Annotated in this window: 9 protein-coding genes; 5 read left to right on the top strand and 4 right to left on the bottom strand. The window is 66.8% G+C overall.

Features of this window, described 5'->3' with window-relative positions; all coding sequences use genetic code 11:
* Positions 1 to 1,008 (top strand): hypothetical protein, encoded by a 1,008-nt coding sequence (locus tag K369_RS05095; RefSeq protein WP_036288670.1) that lies wholly within the window; start codon positions 1 to 3, stop codon positions 1,006 to 1,008.
* Positions 1,009 to 1,128: 120 nt separating this feature from the next.
* Here the strand turns inward: K369_RS05095 and K369_RS05090 are convergent, their stop codons facing one another.
* The 4 genes from K369_RS05090 to K369_RS27555 form a co-directional block, all read right to left on the bottom strand.
* Positions 1,129 to 3,384, bottom strand: a complete 2,256-nt coding sequence (locus K369_RS05090) for a hypothetical protein (protein ID WP_036288667.1) — start codon at positions 3,382 to 3,384, stop codon at positions 1,129 to 1,131.
* A 245-nt stretch (positions 3,385 to 3,629) separates the two neighbouring features.
* Positions 3,630 to 4,169 (bottom strand): hypothetical protein, encoded by a 540-nt coding sequence (locus K369_RS05080; RefSeq protein ID WP_036288661.1) that lies wholly within the window; start codon positions 4,167 to 4,169, stop codon positions 3,630 to 3,632.
* Between the two features lie 349 nt (positions 4,170 to 4,518).
* Positions 4,519 to 4,824, bottom strand: a complete 306-nt coding sequence (locus K369_RS25290) for a DDE-type integrase/transposase/recombinase (protein WP_371033300.1) — start codon at positions 4,822 to 4,824, stop codon at positions 4,519 to 4,521.
* A gap of 159 nt (positions 4,825 to 4,983) precedes the next feature.
* A complete protein-coding gene (locus tag K369_RS27555; RefSeq protein WP_084570503.1) occupies positions 4,984 to 5,286 on the bottom strand; it encodes a hypothetical protein in 303 nt (100 codons plus the stop codon).
* Between the two features lie 305 nt (positions 5,287 to 5,591).
* On the opposite strand from K369_RS27555, the gene K369_RS24495 reads away from it, so the two are divergent.
* The 4 genes from K369_RS24495 to K369_RS05055 are packed head-to-tail and all read left to right on the top strand — an operon-like array spanning position 5,592 to position 15,961.
* The gene (locus K369_RS24495) at positions 5,592 to 12,041 is read left to right on the top strand and encodes a hypothetical protein (RefSeq protein ID WP_051949074.1); all 6,450 of its coding nucleotides are present in this window, start codon (positions 5,592 to 5,594) and stop codon (positions 12,039 to 12,041) included.
* Positions 12,042 to 12,066: 25 nt separating this feature from the next.
* Complete coding sequence (locus tag K369_RS05065; protein WP_036288657.1) at positions 12,067 to 13,995, top strand: hypothetical protein; 1,929 nt, start codon at positions 12,067 to 12,069, stop codon at positions 13,993 to 13,995.
* Positions 13,992 to 14,594 (top strand): SCO family protein, encoded by a 603-nt coding sequence (locus tag K369_RS24490; protein ID WP_084570502.1) that lies wholly within the window; start codon positions 13,992 to 13,994, stop codon positions 14,592 to 14,594. Before K369_RS05065 ends, K369_RS24490 begins: the two co-directional genes overlap by 4 nt.
* Positions 14,591 to 15,961, top strand: a complete 1,371-nt coding sequence (locus tag K369_RS05055; protein WP_198033041.1) for an ABC transporter substrate-binding protein — start codon at positions 14,591 to 14,593, stop codon at positions 15,959 to 15,961. Before K369_RS24490 ends, K369_RS05055 begins: the two co-directional genes overlap by 4 nt.

The following is a 15,961-nucleotide window of genomic DNA, read 5'->3' as shown; positions in this document are numbered from 1 at the left end:
ATGACGCAGAAGCTCACATTATGCCTGGTCGGACCGCGCGGCGGCGGCAAATCCGCCGCGCTCGCGACCTTCACCGACTGCATCGTGCAGAACGCCCATGGCTATCCGTCCGAGCTGCGGCCGGCGGCGCAGTCCATCACGCGCGCCGCTTTCCACGGGCTCGATTCCGAAGCGTCGCGGCTCGATATTCTCGATGCCGACGCCGACGAGTATCAGCGGCTGCGTCGCGATTTCGCCGAAGGCGGCGCGCCGACCGACGCGACGCGCCTGCACGAATATTTCTTCCGCATGACGCTGAACGGAGAGGCCCCGCCGTCGCTCGCCGAGCGAATTCCGGCCCTGGCCAGGATCATCGACGCGGCGGGCGCCGCCTCCATCGCCGACGAGTCGGCGCCGCAAGAGGCCTCGCGCGAGCTGCGCGACGATTTCGTCAAGAGGCTCGCGGAGGCGGACGCCATCGTCCTCGTGCTGCCGATGACGCGCTTCGAGGACAGCGGCTGGGTCGGCAATCTCGCCCGCCTCGTCGAGCGGCTGGCCTTCGCCGCCGATTGCCGCGCCAAGCGCGTCGTCGTCGCCTTCTCGCACTATGAGCGGCTCTTCGTCCGGCTCGGCCCCAGCGCCTTCACCTATGCCTGCGATCCCGCCGTGGCGCTCCATGTGCTGCGCGGCGCGCTACGCGCCTCGTCATGGAGCGACGGCCTGCGCGCTCTGGAGGCCTCCGGGCGCGCGACGGTGCGCTTCACCGTGTTCTCGGCCCATGGATTCGTGAAGGGCTTTCAGAATCCGAACATCGATCCGCATATTCGCGGCGACAAGCGCTTCCGCCGCGCCGGCGTGGATGGAAGACGCGGCTTCAACGAATTCTGGCGGCCCTTTCTGACCGCCGATCCGTTTCTCTACGCCGCCTTCGATCTCGAGAACGCCTTCATGTTCTCCTTCGCGCAGATCGACGCATCGACGCCCGCCGGACGATCGCCTTCGATGCGAAATTCAACCCCTTCGTCCTGATGCGTCTTTTTGCGGCATGCAAAACGCCTCGAAGGAGAGAAGCTTCGACATGAGGGCGCGTCCTTCTCCCGCGCTCGGGAGAAGGACGCGCGGCGAGAGTTTCGCTCGGGGCCGAAGCGTTTATTCGGCGGCCGCTTCCTCGCTCTCGGCCTCGACGGGCGAGGCGGCGCGCAGCGTCAGATAGCGGTCGAGCGCGCTGCGCCGGCGGCGCCAGTAGCCACGCGCCGATCCGTCCCCGGCGCCGAGCTCGGCGGTGAGCGCGGCGACCTCCGCCGCGACGGAGCCGCGCGCCGCCCGCTTCAGCGCGAGCGAGAGCTTCGCCTCCACCTCGGCCAGCGTGCGATTATCGAGCAGGTAGACGCCCTTGCGGTCGAGGCTCGCCACTCCCTCCCGAACCAGCCGGTTCAGCAGGCCGACGATATTGCTGCGCACGTCGATCGGCAGATCGGCGATCTCGGCCGCGTCGAAGGCGCTGCGGCCGCCCGGGCGCGGCCGCGAGAGCCGCAGCAGCGCCTTCATCAGGCGCAGATCCGCGGCCTCGCCGTCGCTGTCCGCGACATCGAGCGCGGGCAGAGCCGGCGCCGGCGCGCGCGATTGCGATTCGCGCGCCTTGAAGATTTCCGACAGCAGCTTCATCACGAACATGAAGGCGTCCTGCGCCACTGCCACGCCGATCGCCATGGTCGCGTCCGGCGTGAGGCCGACGAAGGCCTCGCGCGCCAGCTCGAAGCGATTGCGCTGCATACTGTGCGTGCGCAGGAAGATGTCGCTGCGCTCGAGATGGCTCCGCACCTCCGCTTCCGTGAGGCCGGCCGCCTTGGCCATCACGATGCAATCGTCGACGATCTTCTTGGCGTCCTCGAAGCCGCCGGCGGCGGAGGCCGTGTCGGCGTCGGCCGCGTTGCGGATGCGCGCGGCGATGGCGTTCATCTCGCCGCGAATCTCGCCGTCGAGCGAGCATTTGCGCTCGAATGCGGCGCGGCCGGCGATCGTCTCGTCCCGCGTCGTGAGCCGGTCGCGCGTCTCGACGCTCGCGGGCTCGCAATCGAATTCGGCGGCGACGCCGCCATGCTTGACGCCTGCGGCCCGCATGGCCTCGACGATCGCCTCGCAGGCGGGCTTGGCCTCGCGAATCCGCGCCCAGCTCGGATCGGCGCGAATGAGATCGCGCGCGAGGGCGAGGCGGCGCGCGGCGCTCGCGATATCGGCGGGCTCCTCCCCCGCCACAGCGGCGGCGGCGTGCGCGGAGGGCGCGCTCTCCGCCTTCTGCCGCAGCGTGACGATCTGCGCCACGAGCATGTCGCGCTGCCGGATCGCCTCGTCGCGACGACCGGTCGGCGCCGCGAGCGTGTCCTGTATCGTCTGAATGCGCTTGCGCGCTGCATTGGCCTTGCCGCGATGCGACTCGCAATTGGCGCCGCAGGCGGCGCCGAGCCCGTCGAGGCCCTTCGATGCGTCGACGGCGAGCTGGTCCTCCTGGCGCGCCGTCGAGGTGAGCGCGACGATCTCGTCCTGCTTGGCGCGGATGATCGGCTCGAGGTCGGCGGCCGCATGCTCGAGCGCGGCGAGCCTTTCGCGCGTCTCCGCCAATTGCCGCGCCGCCGCCTGCGCCTCCTCCACCTCGGAGGCGCGCTTGCGGGCGACCTCGGAGGCCGCGCGCCGGCGCTCCTCGCGACCTTTCTCCAGCCCGTCGCGCAGGCGCGCCGTGGCGTCATTGGCCGCCTGCAGCGCGGCCTCGAGCGAATCCTGATAGGCGCGCATGCCCGCCGTCGCATTGAGGCGCGCCGTCTCGGCGTCGTAATCGGCCGCCGCCGCCTCGGCGGCCGGCAGCAGCACGTCGGCGGCGAGCGCCATGGGCTGAAGCTCGGCCACCATCTTCTTCGACGAGAGCCGGAATATGTTCGTGTAGTAGTAGGTGAAGGAGAAGAAGGCCGAGATGGAGAAGACGAAGAGATAGACGATCGCCGTGACGCTCGTCTTGACGAGCATTCGCTCGCCGAAGATCTGCCGCCGCGCGATCAGCGCGCCGAGATCGGCGCCGAGCGACCAGCTCGTCGCGGCCAGCATGACGAGTATGGCCGATGTGCCGATGATCGCGCCGACGACGCCGACGAGGTCGCTCGACTCGCGGCGCATGATGTCGATCATGCCGCTCGATGTGGTGAAGAACACCCAGCAGAACACTGGAACGACGACGATGGCGGCGACGCGGCCTATGTCGATTGACGGCGGAGCGGCGAAAAACACGTGGATGCGCGCGAGCGCGCGGCGCAGCGGCTTCTGCCGCTCTTCCGTCGCGAGCGCGGGCGCTGTCTCCTCCGGCTCGGGCGCCGTCTCGCCGGCGGCGTCCGATCGAATCGAATTGACGTCGGCCATGCCCGGCTCCCTCGCGCGCTCCGCATCTGCGTCGAAGCCAGACCTAGCATAGAGCCGAGAATGCTTGAACTCGCCGGCGCGCCCGTCGCCGTTCGGCGCCGCAGGTGGGCAGCCCCGGTCTTGGAGGCCCCCGTAGCCGCCCGCAACGATGACCGCCTGGTCCTGATCGAGGATCGACACGGTGGGATAATAACGGTTGAGATGCCATACCGAGCCCCCGCGAATCTCGTAGCTGTCACGCAAGCCTAAAGTGAACGCGGTTTGCTCTCATAATGCCAGGTGGCCTGTCCGTACGCAGCGAACTGAATGTCCCGCGCCTTGGTATGCCACCAGTCCTGGACTCCCGGCAGCGCGGCTGGCCGGTTCAGCCACTTTGCGGCGTCGACGCCGAATTGCGTATGGTGCATCTGATTGGCCGCATCGTCATAGAAGAGATAGAGGCCAGTCGTCCATTCGAGTTCTTGGTCCTTGGGCGAAGTCAACCTGAATTCCTGCGATCCCTGACCAAGATAGGTGTCCATGCCGGCGCGCCAGAGCTCGAGCAACTGAGAATTGTCGAAATATCTCTGCTCGTTGCGGTGGAAGCCATACGCGGAAATGGAGGTAAAGATATTTTCGCCGATGCCCACGTTGAGCTCGTTCGAAATTGTGATGTTTCTCACCGGATCGACGCCCTCGCGCGCGATGGTCGGCCTGTAGGGGTCGAAGGACAAGATCGGTTTGCCGAGCCGGCTGGCGACGTTCTGGACGAAAGTCGAGTTCGGACGTGCGCCAATTGCGTACACGAGAAAGGAGTCGGCGAAAGCGGCGCTGCTGTAGCCATTATATTCGATGGATTTGTTGATGGGATTAAATCTTCCCGGCTCGGTTTCATTCGAGCTTCCGCAAGCGCCCTTCGAGAGCGCGTCGGACGCCCTCGCGCGTTTCGACGAGCGGCTTCGCTCCAGTCCAGTCGCCGAGGCGTTCGTTCTTCGCGCGCATTTCCACGACGCCTGCGCCGCCTTGTGGCGCGCGGGTGAATTCGTGCCGCTCGAAGACCTCGTGCTTCATGACGCCGGAACGGATGTGCGCACGCCGATTGCGGAGCAATTTTTTGTCGATCGCCGCGCGATGGGGTCCGACATTTCGTTGGGATCAGGCAGTGAGCGCCGCACTCCAGAATTCGGGCGCAGTTGCCCCTGCAGCTCCAAATTTGCTCAGTGCAAATTGACCCTTCCTGATGCGATGCATGAGTTCGACGCGGGCGATGGCGATCGCCGCATGTCGGAATCTCTTGAACCCGAGCATAGGTCCCAAACGCAGCTTGATGGATCGGTGATCCTGTTCAATGAGACTATTCAGGTATTTTGAAGATCGAATTCGAGTCCGTGCGCCGCTTCGATGCCGTGCGAGAAGTTCGCGCGCTGCACGATGTGACGCCTGAGATCCGTCGAGCGTGATTTTGCCCTGCAGACGTCCTTGGTTTGCGAAGGCAAGACGGAAAAACGCTAACCATCATCTTGTCACGCGCGGGACATAAGCCAGCGGGCGCAATTCACTCCCATGTAAACGGCCCGTCGGCCCAGCCGACGGCCCCAATTTTTCGCACGAGTCACGCCGTCAAAAATATCGGCTATGATGACGAGCGCGGCCGCGATGCCGCCAGCTGCGGGGACGGGGCGCCGTGACTGCTCCGATTATAGCGCCGCCAGCCGCTCCCACCGCGGCCCCCGCTAAAGTCGGACCCGCGAGACCTCCCGAGGCGAGCGCGCCGATTCCTGCGCCTCCGAGGCCGCCGATGATCGCGCCGCCCGCGGCGCGTTCGCCGGGCGTGTAGCAACCCGCGAGTGGCAGCGTGCCCGCCAGCGCGACTATGAGAACGAGTCGTTTCACAGAGGATCGCTCCGTTACGAGACCAATCATTCAAACTCCTTTCCGATCTGCGAGAGGCTCAGCGTATCCTATGACACGCCGCGTCCATGCGCGAGAAGCGATCCTGCAGCGGGAAATGCGCCGATAGCGTGGAGCTGGACGACGAACTTGGCCGCTTCGAAGACTTTTTGAAGAGGTGTGGCCTGCCTGCAACAAGCGAAGTGGTTGCTGGGAGCCGCGGGAGCGACCCGTGCACGCACTGTCGCTCGATCCGGTCAGCGTGCGCAGTTCGAGCTTGATCCTATCCGCCCGGGTGAAGTAGTATTGAAATATAATACATTTTTCTGGGGCGGTTTATGAAGCGCTTTTCAATCTCTTGCGCCTTTGTGGCGTCGCTCGTCACCGGCGTGGTTTTTTCGACTTACGCCCATTCGGCTCAACCGCGAACCTCGATCCCGCAGGTTTGCGCCGCGATCGTGAAGGCGAGAATCGTCGCGCTCGAGCAAGCCTATCTGCTCAATCGCTTCTCGGCCTATGTGCCGGCAGGCGTGATGTTCGCGCTCGAGGCAGACATAGAGCCGCTCGACAAGGATGCGGAGCCGAAGCCCGGCCGGGTCAGGCTGCGGGACGCGAAGCGTCCCCGCCCGCTGGTGTTGCGCGTCAACAAAGGCGATTGCCTCGAGGTCACATTCACCAATTTGCTCGCCGAGCAAAGGGGGATCGAAGGCGGGACGCCGCCGGACAATGACGGCCGGCTTCCGGGGAGCCTTCGCGCGCTTCCCGGCCGACCGGGGTCGAGTCGGCTGGTCGAGGCGGAGAAAGTCAGCGTCGACGCGCCGCGGACCCGCTCGGCGTCTTTCCATGTCACGGGGCTTTCCGTTCTTCCGATTGCGCCGCAATCCTGTCCGCGCGACGCGGCTTGCGGCGGCGACGGCTCCAATGTCGGCCTTCCCGAGCAGCAGGGCGTAGTGTTCCATCCGGATACGTCGACGGCTTCCCGCGCCGCATTCTCCGGATTGGGATCGCTGACTCCGCCCGGCCACACCACGGTGACATTGTGGAAGGCGAGTGACGAAGGCGCCTTTTTCGCCCATTCCACCGCGGCGCCGGTCGGCGGCGAAGGCGACGGCGGCCAGATCGGGCTCGGCCTTTTCGGCGCCGTGATCGTCGAGCCGACGGGCTCGCGCTGGTACCGATCGCAGGTCACGCATAACGAGCTGTCCGGGCTTCGGGGTCCCGACGAGACAGGGCGCCATCCCTATCACGCGATCGACTACGATCGCGTCGCGCAAGTGAAGGGACGTTCGCGGCCCGTGCTCGCCATGCTCGACGCGGATCGCAACATCGTTCATTCCGACCTCAACGCCATTGTCGTGCGCGACGAGCACAAAGATCCGGCGCCGGACTCCCAGCAATGCCAGAAGACCCATTTCGCGAGCTCCTGCGGTCGGCCGTATCGCGAGTTCACGGTGATTTTCCACGATGAGGTCGAGGCGGAGCAGGCCTTTCAGGAGCTCGCCGACGAGAACAATCCGCTGCATCAGGTCCGTGACGGCATGGGCGTGAACTATGGCGTCGCCGGCATGGGCGCGCCGACGCTGACGACGCCGCAATTCAACACGCCGGACATTCTCAAGCCGGGTCCCGCTAATCATTGCCCCGAATGCCGCGCGGAGGAATTCTTCCTGTCCTCCTGGGCCAATGGCGACCCCGCTCTCATTTTGAAATACGACGACAAGGACGAGCCGATCGGCGCGCGATATCCCGACGATCCGTCGAATGTGCATCATTCCTATCTCGGCGACCCGGTGCGCTTTCACAATATCCACGCCGGTCCCAAGGAGACGCATGTCTTTCATCTCCATGCGCATCAATGGGTGCTCGACGAATCCGATCCGCATTCGAGCTATCTCGACTCGCAGACGATCGCGCCGGGCGCGACATTCAGCTATGGGATCGCCTTCGGCGGCTCGGGCAATCGCAATTACGCTCCCGGAGATTCGATCTTCCACTGCCATCTCTATCCGCATTTCGCGCAAGGCATGTGGGAACTCTGGCGCGTCCACGACGCTTTCGTCGATGGCAAGCCCGGCCTTTTCGATCCCGAGGCGCCGGTCGGCGCGCGGAATGATCCCGGCGGCATGAATCTGCCTGATCCCGTCGTCAAAGCGGGGATCGAGACGCCGGCCGTGGTTCCGATCCCCGGCTCGGCGTTGGCGCCCATGCCTTCGGCGCAATTCCGCGGCTATCCATTCTATATTCCCGGCAAGCCCGGCCATCGGCCGCCGCAGCCGCCATTGGACATGGATGTCGCCGCGGCCGATTGGACCGATATGGCGACGGAGCCCGCCGCCAATTCCATCGTCAATGGCGGCTTGCCGCGCCATGTCGTGGGCAATGGCGAATTGGAGCGCAGCGGGCAGAGATCGCTCGAGAAAGGCGGCGAGGCGGCGAAGCTGATCGCGGCCCGCGTGGCGGCGCAGGATCCTGTCGCGCTCGACGCTTTCGCCTGGGAATGGAGCAAGATCGGGATCGAGCCCTTAGCGCATAGGGGCGTTGCGCGCGAGCGCGCCGCCATGGCGTTTCACGAGGGTGCGCTCGTGGCTCCGGGCCTCGAGCGCGTCACCTTGCCGAGCGCTCCTCATCCGGAGTGGTGGGATGCGCGCGTCGCCTATAAGACCGATATTGCGGCGCCGCTACCAATGCAGAAGGCGGCGACGCATACGCCCTATTTCCATGTGAACGGCCGCCCGAGGGCGCCTGGCGCCCCATTCGCGGACCCCTGTCCGCAAGATGCGCCGCATCGGTACTATAGCGGCGCCTTCATCCAGACCGAGCTCACCTACAACAAGCACGGCTGGTTCGATCCGCAGGGACGCATCGTTATTCTCGAGAACGACATCAAGGACGTCATCGACCCCGACCGTCGTTCAAAAATCCCCGAGCCGCTGTTTTTTCGCGCCAATTCGGGCGAATGCATCACCTTCAAGTCTTCGAATTTCGTTCCTAGCGCCTTGAACGTCGACGATTTTCAAATCTACACGCCGACCGATACGATCGGCCAGCATATCCATCTCGTGAAATTCGACGTGACCTCCTCGGACGGTTCAGGCAACGGCTGGAACTATGAGGACGCGACCTTCTCGCCCGATGAGGTGCGCGAGAGGATTTTCGCCTGGAACCGCGCCTCCGCCGCGACGGGCGCGGCGAAGCTGCGCCCGCGCGCGCATCCGCTGTTTCTGCCCGGCGGCGATATTTACGAGGCCGCCGCGAGCCACCCTGAGCATCCCGTCTACGCAAAGCTGCTGGAGAAGGGCCGCTGTCCCGAGCAGAACCTCGGCGAATCCGACGCGAGCTACGAAAAACGCCTCAGGGATCGCCATCCCTATTGCGGCGCGCAGCGCACCACACAACGCTGGTGGGCCGATCCGATCCTCGATCGCTCGAACGACAAGGACGACACTCTGCGCACGGTGTTCACCCATGACCACATGGGTCCGAGCTCGCATCAGCAGCACGGCCTCTATGCGGGACTGGTGATCGAGCCGGCCAATTCCGTATGGACGCGCATCGGCGCCTCTCTGACGTCGGCCGAGCTGAGAGCGGCGTCCGCGAGCGCGCTCGGATGCGATGCGCCTTCCGGCGATGCGCGCCGTTCGCCGATCTGCGACAAGCTGCTCGGCGGGTCCGATCTCGCGATCAAGACGGCCGCGTCGCTGCTTGCGTCGCAAAACCGCATCGAAGGCGTCGTCGAGCCGCGCGCGCCCTTGCGCCTGCAGAGCGACGGCGGCCCGACCGCGACCATGGCCAACATTATCGCGCCCGCCTGCATAAAGGACAGCGACTCAAATCCGCTGCAGCTCGACGGCGGGCGCAATCATCCGCCGCAGGCGCCCTGCGAGGAGAAGCGGCTGACCAATGACACGCGCCGGGAGTTCATGCTCGCGCTCGCCGATTTCGGCGTCGCCTATAATATGGCGCTCGAGCCCATCAATCCCGAGCCGCGCGGCGATTCCGGACGGCGCGACGAGAGCGCCCGCCGTTTCGGACGACGGCATGTGGCGCAAACGCCCGCCCGCCCGCTCGGCATTTCGTCGGAAGATCCCGGCAGCCAATATTTCAACTATCGCCACGAGCCGCTGGCTTTGCGCGTGAGCGAGGAGACCCGCAACGAAAAGCTCGGCGGCTGGGATTATCGTCAATCGATTCTGCGCGCCGATCTCACGACGAAATGCGGCGCCGGGAGCCAGGATTGCCTCGGCGATCCGGCCAACGCCTTCAGCACGCTCGCGCATTGGCGGCGGGATCGAAAGCTGGCGACGGAGCCCATGAGCGTCTCCGTCTCGCCCGCGCTCCGCGAATTCGCGCGCGCGCGGGGCGAGGAGGCGAGGCTCGACGCCGTCGTCGCCAACGCCGAGAATTGGCGACGACGCTTCAATTGCATGATCTACCCCGAGACGATGATGGGCGCCGCCCAAGGATGCGCGCCCGACATCATCCGGCTGGAGCCTTGGCGCGTCTTCGGCGATCCGGCGACGCCGATTCTGCCGGCGTTCGAAGGCGATCCTATACAAATCCGTCTCATCCAGGGCGCGCAGGAGGCGCAGCACATCTTCACGATGAACGGCGTGAAATGGCCACGGCAGCCAGGCCTCGTCGAGAGAAACAATTCCGGCTGGGTCAACACGCAGCCGCTCGGCATCTCCGAGCATTTCGAATTCGAAATGTCCGTTCCCGGCTTCGAGATGCCGCATATAGACTATCTCTATTTCGGCTCCTCCGTGGATCAGCTGTGGGACGGGATGTGGGGCGTCATGCGCAGCTATCTGCCGTCCGACGACCCCGGCAGGCGTAGCCATGTCCATACGCCCGTGGCCAAAGTGGCCGATCCGCGGCTCCAGGAATTTTTCGATCTCACCAATGTTCTCGCGCCGCTGCCGGGGGCTGATCGAAGCGCGATCGATGAGCCGCTGCGTGCGGCCGAGCCGGATGATTGGACGCATCTCCATCAGAAATTCGCGCGGCTCAAAGCCGAGCGCGACGCTCGGCATGAGCGCCGCGAGCGTGAAGCCGAACATGCGCGCGACGGGCGCGACGCCGAGCGCGGGCTCGGCGAAAGCGTCGCCTCTCGGTCCCGCGAGGACGCCGATCTCTGCGTCGATTCGCCCAAGGACCATAGTCCGGCCAATCGTCACCGCTACTTCGACGTGAGCGCCATTCGCGTCTGCGACCTCTACGACAATTGTGGACGATCCTCGTCCAAAGGCCTCGTCTATAGCGAACGCTTCGACATTCACGACGAAAAGGCGCTGATATATGTGCTCGAGGAGGAAGGCGTCTGCGCGCGCGCGACCAGCGCCGACAGCGCCATCCCCGACTGCGCGGCGCATGAGAGTTCCTGGCGCGCCAAGAGCAATCGGCGAGCGCTCGCCGTGCTGCGCGGCGAATTTGCCGCGGGGCGTCCCGTGGAGCCGCTGGTGCTGCGCGCCGCAGCGGGCGACTGCTTGCACGTCAATTTGCGCAATCTCTTGCCGGCGCGGCTCGACGACGGCCCGACGGTTGGGGTGGGCGACGCGCCGGCGGAAGTCCCGGAGGCGCGCGCCTATCACAATTTTCTGCCGATGATCACCGATGGCTTCAATATGAATCAGTTCCGCATGTCGAGCTCGGTCGGCCTGTCGGCGCCGCGCGTGGCGCAGCATCCTGCCTTTGGAGACGGCAGCAATATCGGCCTCAATGCGCCGATCGAGGTCGCCCACGAGACGGCCGACCTCTCGCGCATTTTCGAAGATGCGCCGGACAGCCTGCATCGGCAAGGCTCGCTCGCGCCGCCTTGCGTCGGCCGCGACGATGTCGACGGCGAGCGCGAGAGCCGCTGCCGGGCGAGCTATATTTGGAGCCTCGTCGATTATGTGTTCGAGCATCCGGACAAATATCGGCCGGTCGAATTCGGAGCGCTGCCGCTGCGCGGCCTCGGCGATCCGATCAAGCATCCCGCGCATGGACTCGTCGGCGCGCTGACCGTCGGGCCGGAAGGGTCGCGCGTCTGTGCGCAAAATCGCTTCGCGCGGGAAATCCGCCTGCCCTCCGGCGAAACGCGCGCCATTCCCGGCGGCGTGAGCGCCGAAATCTGCCGGCCCGACGGTCGGCGCTATGTCGATCATGTGCTGGTGATGCAGGATGCGGTCAACGCCACGCGCGGCGGCCTGCCTCTCCCCAATCTCTCGGGCGCGGAGGAGCCCGACGATTATGGCGTCAAGGCCATCAACTATAAGACGGAGCCTTTATGGGCGCGGCGCGGCGGCGATCCCAGCATCGGTTTCTCCGATCGCAACGGCGACGATTTTGCCGGCGTTCTGACCTCGGCGACGACGGCGCCCGGCGATGTTCCGTTTCACTGCCTCTCCGGCGCGCCGCCGGTCCTGGCGATGCGCAATCCCTGCGATCCCGAGACGCCGGTCCTCGCCGCGCGGCCGGGTGAGACAGTGCGCCTCGGAATCGTCCATCCGGGCGGCCACACACGCCAGCAGGGGCTGGCCCTCAGCGGACACGCCTGGAATCCTTATCCGTGGACCGAGAATTCGAGCGTGCTCGATCCAACGCAGGGCTCGCACATCCGCCAGGGCGTCTACAACGCCTTCGGCCCGATGATGGGGATCTCGCTGGAGGTCGTCGCGGGCGGCGAGGCTCGGACGGCGATGGACTATTTGTTCCGCAGTCAGGCGAGCTTCCTCTTCGACGGCGGCCAATGGGGCATTCTGCGCGTTCGGCCGGACGCCTCGCCACGTCGTTCGGCCGAGCCGTGATCGGGGAAGCGGAAGGGCGTCGGCCATGCGAGCGATCGATTGCCTCATGACGGCGCCGGCGAGACGAGCATGGCGCGTGGCGACGCTCGCCGCCGCCGCGCTATCCGTCGCCGCCGCCGCGGGAGAGGGCGGAGTGCAGAGCGGTGAGATGGAGGAGGGCGGGACGCTGGTCCGCTGGAGCTATGTCCCGACCTCTCCCGGCCTCGGACAGTTCGACGTCGCGATCGTCGACGCCGCCTCCGGAACGCCGCTCCGCTATGGACGCGGTCGGCTCGCCGTTTGGCTGCAACGCCGGCGCGACTTGCTGCGCGATTCGGAGCCGAGCTGCGCGGAGCGCGTCAAGACGCTCATCGAAGCCGGGATCGGCCGGCGCGCCGACATAGATTTGAACGGCTATCGCTTCGTCGTCTTGAACGGCGACGGAACCATGGCGTTCATCAATCCCTTCGTCGGCCTCGACAACGCCAAGCTCGAATCGATTGTCGAATTGGGCGGACGGCCCGTGAATTGGATCGTCGCGCCGGACCGGATGGAGTTCTGGGCGCTACTCGAATCCGGACGGCTGGTCGTCGTGGACGCGCAGCAGCGCAGAATCGTCCGCACGATCGACCTGCCCGCCGGCGCAAAGGCGCGCGATCTTGCGCGCGATCCCCTCGCCCCCATTCTCTGGATCGCGATGCCGGGGCTGGGCTCCATCGGGCGGCTCGATATGTCGCGGCGCGACTCAACACTGGTCGCGGAGGCGTCGCCGACGGGAGGCCGCCTGACCGCCATAGACGCGCTCGCCGCCTCGCGCGGGCCTGTATCGAGACCGCCCTCCGGCGTTCTCGTCCTCCAGCCCTCCGGCGTGGGATGGCGCGACGGCGACGGCGGCTGGACGAGCTGGCGCATCGACGCGCCGCCTGTAGCCGCGCGCTATAGCGCGCTCGGCAGGCGCTTCATCGTCGCCGCGGCGGATGGACAAATCGTCTGGATCGACCCGGTCGCCGGCGACGATATCGAAAGGCGCGCGCGGCTCGAGCATGGGATAGACGTCTTCGCGCTGTTCGACGACGGACGATACGGCCTCGCCATCGGCGCGGGACGCGCCAGCGTCATCGATATCGCATCTGCGCGGATCGTCGGCAATTTCCGGGCGCCGGGCGGCGCGCTCCGCCTCGTTTTCACCGCCTCGTTCGCCTACGCCATAGATGCGGCCTCCGGCCATGCGACCTTGTGGCCGCTCGCCGATTTACGTGCGGGACGCGAACAGCCGGTCGAGGTCATCGTCGGCCGAGGCGATCCGTCCGCATCCGCCGACGCCCCGGAGGGTATGCAGTCCGTCGTCCCTGCGGCGGACGGCGCCGGCCTGATAACGGCGAGCGCCGCCGATGCGCGGCTCTACCAATATAGCGAGGGGATGATGGCGCCCGATGGCGGCTTCTCCAATTACGGACGCACGCCGCTGGCGCTCGCCGTGCTCGACACGTCCATGCGCGAGACAGCGCCGGGACGTTTTACCGCCGCCATCCGCCACGGGCGCGGCGGCGCGCATGATCTGCTGCTCGCCGGGCTCGGGCCGCGTCTTTCGGCCTGCTCGCGGATCGTGCTGCCGGCGGTCGACGATGAGCGGCCGCTGCCGGCGCCGCGTCTGCGCGCGCGCTTGGTGTCGACGACGCCGCTGGCCGGACCGGCCCCGATCGAGACGCTCGTTCGGGTGCGCCTGCGAGAAAGTTCCGACAGCGGCGAGGGAGGCGAGATCTCCAGCGCTCCCGATCTCACTCTGCTCGTGTTCGATCGCCTGCGGGGCTGGCAGACGCGCGCGCCGCTGCGCCCCACGGCGGGCGGCGAATACGAAGCCCACATCACGGTGCCGCGGCCGGGACGCTACGCGCTGCACGCAGCGAGTCCATCGCGGAACCTGTCGCTCGTCGAGGGCGGCATGGGCGAAGCGCAGATCGGAGCGGCGCCATGATCGTTGCGCGGACCGTCCTACTGCGATTGCTTCTCGGCGTTCTGCCGTTCGTCTCGACCGCCGCTGGAGCGGACAGAGCGGCGCAATGGCTTTCGCCCGGCCCGGCGCTGCCGGCGGTGACGCTGCTCGATCACGAGGGGCGCCACATCCGATTGGACGAAGTGGGACGTGAGCGGATCGTCATCGTCAATTTCTTTTTTCCGCGCTGCGCCACGATCTGCCCGATGCAGACGGCCGTCTTGCGCGATGTGCGCGTGGCGCTGGCCGGGCGCGCGCCCGACGAGGCGCGGCGGCCGCTCATCCTGTCCATCGCGATCGACCCCGAAGGCTCGTCGCCCGCCGATCTGCGCCGCTATGCCGGCGAGTTCGATCTGTCGCTCGGCGCACGCGAGGGATGGCTGATGCTGTCCGGCTCGCTCGAGACGGTGAAGACGCTACAGGCGGCTTTCGACGAAAGCGGCGCCAGTCCGCTGGATCACTCCGGAAACCTCTGGATCGGCGCGCCGGCGCGCCGACGCTGGACCCGCATTCTCAATTCCTCGCCGGCTGCCTCCGCGCCGGAAGCGATCGCGGCTCTGGCGTTGGAGGCGGCGCAATGAACGGGGCGCATATGATCCGTCGCGGAAGACTCGTCTCGGCCATTGCAGCCCTGATGTGCGCGGCCTCGCCGAGCTCGGCGGACGACCTTGCGCGCGGGCGCGCGCTCTACCAGGGTCACGAGGCCTTCGCCGCTGGCCGCGACGCCACCGCCAATCGCCTGCCGGCGAAATTTTCCGCTTGCGCGCGTTGCCACGGCCCCGCCGGCGAAGGCGGCCGCGAGGGCGAGGTGATCGCGCCGCCATTGGCGCTGTCGCGGCTGACGGCGCCGCGCGACGCTCTGCCCGCTTTCGAGAACGAGGCGGTGATCCGCGCCGCGATCACGCGCGGCGCGGCGCGCGGCGGCGGAGCGCTGGGAGCCGCAATGCCGCGCTACGCCTTGCAGTCCGAGGAATTGGACGCGCTGCTCGCCTATTTGCGCGTCATCGGCGGTCCCGGCGATCATCCTCCCGGCGTCGCGGCGAAGACGGTCACGCTGGGAACGCTGCTGCCGCTTTCGGGCGAGAGCGCCGCCATCGGCGCGGCGATCCTTCGATCTCTGCGCGATCGGTTCGACGAGTCCAATTCGCGTGGCGGCGTTCACGGACGACGGATCGAGCTGATCGCGATCGACACGGCAGCGAATGGAGCGGCCGCGGCCGCGAAAGAGCTGCTGTCGCGCGAGCCCTACGCCGTCGTCGCCGCTATGTGGCGTCTCGACGAAAGTGAGGTGGGGGAGGCGTTTTCGCGCCACCGCGTCGCCAAAATCGCCAGTCTCGCAGTCCATGAGCACATGAGCTCGCTCGACGAGTGGGACGCCGATCTGCTGGCGCCGCTCGCCGCGCAGCAGGAGGCCCTGACCACATCGCTGCGTCTTTGCCGCGAGGACGGCCCGCATTGGGCGATACCGATCTTGCCGCCCGCGCAGCCTGTTTCCGACGCGATCTGGTTCGACGCCCCGCCGCGGCTGCAAAGCGCGCTCGCGGAGGCAAAACGTCCGGGCTGTGTGGCGCTCGGGCTCGGCGCCGAGCCGGCCGTGGCGCGGGCGCTTCCGGTGGGTTGGTGGGCGCATGTCACGCTGCCCTTTCCGGCGGCGCTGCTGGCGCGTCCGCGCCAGGGCGGCGGCGTCGACGGCTGGCGCGCGCTCGGCCTCTCCGCCGGCCGGCTCGCCGTCGAGCTCTTGTCGCGCAGCGGCGCCCAACTTCACGAAAGATCGCTGCTCGACAATCTGCCGAGCCTCGCCGGCTTCGAGCTCTATCCCGGCGCCGAGGCGCATTTCGACCGAACGCGCCGCCACGCTTTTGACCCCGGCGTGGTCACGATCCCCGCACTGGCAGGCGATGCCGCGCCCCCCGCCGCGCGCGCAACATTTTTCGACGATGGAGGTTGA

The sequence above is a fragment of the Methylosinus sp. PW1 genome (assembly GCF_000745215.1).
Taxonomy (GTDB): domain Bacteria; phylum Pseudomonadota; class Alphaproteobacteria; order Rhizobiales; family Beijerinckiaceae; genus Methylosinus.
This window is presented reverse-complemented; position numbering and strand designations above follow the sequence as displayed.

What these genes read in the sequence shown, in the direction of transcription:
- K369_RS05095 (WP_036288670.1), top strand. Translation starts at nt 1, where the DNA reads ATGACGCAGAAGCTCACATTATGCCTGGTCGGACCGCGCGGCGGCGGC.
- K369_RS05090 (WP_036288667.1), bottom strand. Translation starts at nt 3,384, where the DNA reads ATGGCCGACGTCAATTCGATTCGATCGGACGCCGCCGGCGAGACGGCG.
- K369_RS27555 (WP_084570503.1), bottom strand. Translation starts at nt 5,286, where the DNA reads ATGATTGGTCTCGTAACGGAGCGATCCTCTGTGAAACGACTCGTTCTC.
- K369_RS24495 (WP_051949074.1), top strand. Translation starts at nt 5,592, where the DNA reads ATGAAGCGCTTTTCAATCTCTTGCGCCTTTGTGGCGTCGCTCGTCACC.
- K369_RS05065 (WP_036288657.1), top strand. Translation starts at nt 12,067, where the DNA reads ATGCGAGCGATCGATTGCCTCATGACGGCGCCGGCGAGACGAGCATGG.
- K369_RS24490 (WP_084570502.1), top strand. Translation starts at nt 13,992, where the DNA reads ATGATCGTTGCGCGGACCGTCCTACTGCGATTGCTTCTCGGCGTTCTG.
- K369_RS05055 (WP_198033041.1), top strand. Translation starts at nt 14,591, where the DNA reads ATGAACGGGGCGCATATGATCCGTCGCGGAAGACTCGTCTCGGCCATT.